We start from the raw sequence: 2,837 nt of genomic DNA on the forward strand, positions 1-2,837 counted from the left end.
ACCTATCACCGAAGGAGGAAACAGAAGGCTCTGGGGAAGTTGACCCCGATCGCCTACGAGGAGAAACTGCTCACGCAGGCGCTGACATTAGCGGCCTGACCAGGAAACCCAACCTGTCACCCATTCCTGCATCAGCCCCGTGTGTGGTCCACGTCACTGTCCGGGTGTGACGGTAGGGTGTCGCGTATGGATGATCCAGCGAGGCCGCTGGTTGTGGCTCATCGAGGTGCCTCCGGACGCTACGCGGAGAACACGCGGGCGGCCTTTCTGCACGCCGCTGCGTTGGGCGCCGATCTGATAGAGACCGATGTTCACCTCACCGCCGACGGCGCGGTGGTCTGCACCCACGCGCCCACCGTGCAGATGCCGGGAAGCGAGACACCTATACCAGTAGCCGAGCTGAGTCTCGCCCAGTTGCGCGATCTGGACTTCCACACCTGGATGGGCGCCACCATCCCCGCCGAGTACGGCACACCTGCGGACCAATTCATGACCCTGCCGGAGCTGCTGGCGCTGCTCGGCGAACTGCCCGCCGCACCTGGGCTGCTCATCGAGATGAAGGAGCCCTATCCCTTCGGGCGGCTGCTGGAGCAGCGGGTTCTGGAAGCGCTGGAAGCAGCGCACTGGGACCCGGAGACCTCCACGGTGCCCGGCACCGGCGGCGGGATCGAGGTCACCTTCCTCAGCTTCGACCCCGACTCCATCGGCTACCTGCTCGACTCTGGGGTGCAGCCCGGCCGCGTAATGGCTGTGATCAGTCCCCGCCGGTCAGACAACACCGGCCTCATCGACGCCGGCACCGTGGGAATCGCGGCCGTGAAGTGGGACTGGGTGCTGCAGTCCCACGACCATGCCGCACAGACACGGCAGTGGGCCCACAGCGGCACCAGGCTCAACGTGTGGACGCTCAACGACCCGGATGGCATCCTCCAGGCCGCCGCCTTCGGCGCCGACTACCTCACCACCGACTACCCCGATATGGCCCGCCAGTGCCTGAATCCCCTGGTGACAACCGGCAGCTAGTCTCCTGGCTCCCTAGGTGACCTCCGCACCATGGGTCAGGACCCCCAGCGGCGGGCCGCCCAGATCAGCGCTGATCCCCCTGCCAACACGCCGGCCACCCCGCACAGCAGCATCCAGAGCTGGCTGATCTGCTGAACCGGCAGCCAGTCCACCCATGCCGCAACCACGGTGCGGGCACCCTGAGCACTTGGGTCCTTGCCCGCGGAGGCAGCGCTGGATGTCTGCGGGGAGTGCGGGTCCAGCACTATATGCTCGCCCTCCACCAGAGCATGCACCTCCGGAACCATCTCCCCCGGCCGGGTCGGGGTCTTCAGATCCCCCGGCATCGAAATCTCCACGCACAGCCACTGCTGCTCAGCGGCAGGCAGCTCAGCCAGCCAGTCGACGTCGTACCCTCCTGCGGCCTCCTTCTCCGCCACGACGGTCTGGAAGGCCCCGGTGCAGGAGCCGGAGGTCAGCGAACCCTGTGCTGGGCTGTCCTCCCACGGCTGGCTGCAGGAGCCGACGGCGACCTTCAGCGGCCAGTCTCCCGCCGCACGAAGCCCCACGTGGATGCTTGATTCGTCGTCCGGGTCCTGAGGGGTGAGCCCGATATCCCACAGCACGGCCGGCGTGAGGAGCTTCAAACAACGCTGCAGGGCGCGTTGGACCTGGATTGGCCGTTCCATGCCCAGTACCGTGGGTCACATATAGTCATTTCTGAGAAGCCGCTGTCACGCTCCCAGCGTGGCATCCCCTTTACGGTCAATGGCACCGTAACATTTCGGGCCGCAGTACAGATTCACTGCGTATGGAACTCAGAGAAAGACTTCCTCGCTGCCCGCAAATCGACGTACTCGTTGCTGCGGGAGCAGCCGGCGAACGGCGAACCAATCTTCCGCCTTGAATACCAGCGGGACAAGGTTGGCCCGCCAGCTGCTCACTTTCAGACTCACCTCGAGGACAGGGAGCTGCGCCAAGCCATTCTCGACGCACAGCGGACACGAACTGAGCCTTGGAGACTCCATTTCCCCCTGGGAGGACACAGATTTCGGGCCTCGTATGAGGACTTCCTGCACATGGCTATTCGGGAGTTCCACGTGGATTCCGCTCCGGGCTGGGAGCAGGTCCTGCGCAAACAACGCTTCACCTTTCGGGGCCACCAACTTGCGGCCGCTGTGCGCGACAACCCGAGGAGGGCGGCGAAGGAGCTTCGGCGCCTTGGGTATGCCGTCAACTGGACGCATGAGGACGAGGAACCGACCTGCAGATGGGACAGGCTGACCGACTACTGAAATCCTCACTCAGCTGGGGGCGCCGATGGCGCGCATCCGTCTACGCCTCCCCCCAATGCCAGTACACCTACACCCCACCATCAGCTCACCGACGCCTCACGGGCGAAGCACTCAGCGGAACCCGTCATCACTGAACGAGGCCTGTTGCAGGCAATACCACCTCAAACTCTTGCACATTCCTCCATACGGGTTGCAGTGACACACATCACTCGATAGAATTAGAACATGAGTTCGAACCCAGCACAGACTGCGGAACCGCCGGTCACCCCCGGCGGCTCCAGCATGCGTTCTGGGCACAGAACCAACGACGACGCCACACACCACACCCCGGGGGTCAACGGCGTAACCCCTGAGAGCACCTCCCCGGGCACCCCTCCGGCTCCGGTGCTTCCCCCGGCGTATGCTCATCTGGCCGGCGAGCCTGAACTGGCTGCTGCCTGGAACAAAGAACACACCATCCGCACCGCGCAGGCCGAGCAGCTGCAGCTGCTGCTCGACTACCGCAACCGCCGGCTGCAGGAAGAAAAACCCAGCCACGCC

The 2,837-nt window shown here is 64.6% G+C and carries 4 protein-coding genes; 3 read left to right on the forward strand and 1 reads right to left on the reverse strand.

Annotation, left to right across the window (positions count from 1 at the left end; all coding sequences use genetic code 11):
- Positions 1-186: 186 nt before the first annotated feature.
- The gene (locus tag Q1K09_RS12960) at positions 187-1,023 is read left to right on the forward strand and encodes a glycerophosphodiester phosphodiesterase family protein (protein ID WP_300345893.1); all 837 of its coding nucleotides are present in this window, start codon (positions 187-189) and stop codon (positions 1,021-1,023) included.
- A gap of 35 nt (positions 1,024-1,058) precedes the next feature.
- Here the strand turns inward: Q1K09_RS12960 and Q1K09_RS12965 are convergent, their stop codons facing one another.
- Complete coding sequence (locus Q1K09_RS12965; protein WP_300345895.1) at positions 1,059-1,691, reverse strand: hypothetical protein; 633 nt, start codon at positions 1,689-1,691, stop codon at positions 1,059-1,061.
- A gap of 390 nt (positions 1,692-2,081) precedes the next feature.
- Between Q1K09_RS12965 and Q1K09_RS12970 the strand changes: the two genes are divergently transcribed.
- Together Q1K09_RS12970 and Q1K09_RS12975 are read left to right on the forward strand one after the other, a co-directional pair.
- Positions 2,082-2,297, forward strand: coding sequence for a hypothetical protein (locus Q1K09_RS12970; protein ID WP_300345896.1), 216 nt, complete (start codon positions 2,082-2,084; stop codon positions 2,295-2,297).
- Positions 2,298-2,522: 225 nt separating this feature from the next.
- A partial coding sequence (locus Q1K09_RS12975; protein WP_300345897.1) for a hypothetical protein occupies positions 2,523-2,837 on the forward strand: 315 nt, incomplete at its 3' end.

It is taken from the genome of Nesterenkonia sp. (assembly GCF_029265375.1).
GTDB lineage: Bacteria > Actinomycetota > Actinomycetes > Actinomycetales > Micrococcaceae > Nesterenkonia.